Annotated in this window: 1 protein-coding gene; it reads left to right on the top strand. The window is 58.7% G+C overall.

The window, feature by feature from the left end; translation table 11 throughout:
• Nucleotides 1-364: integrase core domain-containing protein (locus tag SCA01S_RS21520; RefSeq protein WP_157089090.1), on the top strand; the 364-nt coding region annotated here is incomplete at its 5' end.
• Nucleotides 365-1637: the final 1273 nt, after the last annotated feature.

Here is a 1637-nt window from a genome sequence, read left to right as displayed (position 1 = left end):
TGGCACGGAACTCACGTCGAATGCCGTGCTCGCCTGGTGCGGTGAGGCCGGCGTGGAGTGGCACTATATCGCGCCGGGCAAGCCAATGCAGAACGGCTACGTCGAGAGCTTCAACGGCCGCATGCGCGATGAACTGCTAAACGAGACGCTGTTCCTCAGCATGGACCATGCCCGCCTTCAGATCGCGGCATGGGTCGAAGACTACAACCACGAGCGACCGCACTCAGCCCTTGGCTATGAGACCCCGGCGGCATTCGCAGCCGAACTGCATAAGCAATGGCCTGCTCCGCTACGCCCTACGGGCTCCGCTGCACAGGCCATTGCTTACCCCGCGCTCATGCGCAACAAAACGGCCCGGCTCTAATCCCAGCTGGTGGAAAGCTGGGGGTCACGTCACAATTAGTATAAATGGTCATGTTGAGTGCGCTTTGATTATAGGAATGCTTAAGCATATTATCCTGCGACAACAGCAGGGCACGCACGACCGCGCGGCCCCTGACCCGAGAGTGCTTACTTATGGAGCTTGTGATGAGAAGGTTGAAGATTCAAGCTTGGGCGGCTGTGTTGCCAGTTCTGTTGACGACGGCGTGCGGCGCGCCAGACGAACCGCAGAATATTTCTGAGGACCAGATGAATCATTTTGCTGGAATTATGGAACACGACCATCCGTCTGATGCGGCGACCAACCAAGCGCAAGGATCCGTTACAATGACCTCTCCGAAAAAACCCGTAAAGGGAAGGTAGCAGCCGAGGTTCCGGTCGCGCACGTGCGCAGCATGCGGAATGGTATCTCGCACGGCGTCCGGGACCATGCACTGCTGGCGATCGGCGGGGTTCGCCGTATCGCTTCTCCTATCCGCGTGGACGATGTGAGCGGATCTAGAATTGCAGCCTCTTGCGGGCTGCTAAACGTCAGTATGGCGTCGACTGCAGTCAGTGGAGTGAGAATCTGATGCACGCTTCACCCCCGGATCGAGAACGATCAAGTCAGACTTCGCATGGTGGATCTTTGCGATAGCGCCTACAATGGCCATTCCAAGCCCATTTCCGCGCGAAGCCCGCGCGACATCAAGTCGACCAAAGGGACGAGAAGGTCGAGGGCGCGCCTGTCTTCGCCGGCTCGATCAATCAGTCCGGCGCGCTTAAGGTTAGGGCCGAACGGATCGGGCGGGCGTCTGCCCCCATATGCAAAAATGCTCCCGGATGTTGAGCTCGCCTTTTCGGCCTGACGCGAACAACCAAGCTGCGACAGCATCGACGACAATGCCAATGCCCGCGACGATCATGACCGTCACGCCTGCTACCGGAGCAGTTGAAGAGAAACGCCGAACCGTCTCCCAACCGATCGCCAATCGCAGCCGCTGCAAAGGTGAGAGATCGGCGCACGGCCCTGCTCAGCGGTTCAATTTCTACGTAGCGGTAACGGCGATGCAAGACCGATTGGCTGTGACCAGCCCACCTTTTTCAGGCCGCTGATATCTGAGCCTCGTTGCCCATGCGCTCTCGGCGGGTGCCAATCCGCCAAGGCTTCGGAAAGGTTGAAGCGCCCCGGGTTTCCCGGAGGCTCCGATTTGTGAGAAGGAGCTTTCGTGATGAGCAAGACCCGGAACAAGTTTTCACCTGAAGTCCGCGAACGC

The sequence above is a fragment of the Novosphingobium capsulatum NBRC 12533 genome (assembly GCF_001598375.1).
Taxonomy (GTDB): Bacteria; Pseudomonadota; Alphaproteobacteria; order Sphingomonadales; family Sphingomonadaceae; genus Novosphingobium; species Novosphingobium capsulatum.
Note: the sequence above shows the minus strand (reverse complement) of the source record. Positions and strands in the feature narration are given on the sequence as shown.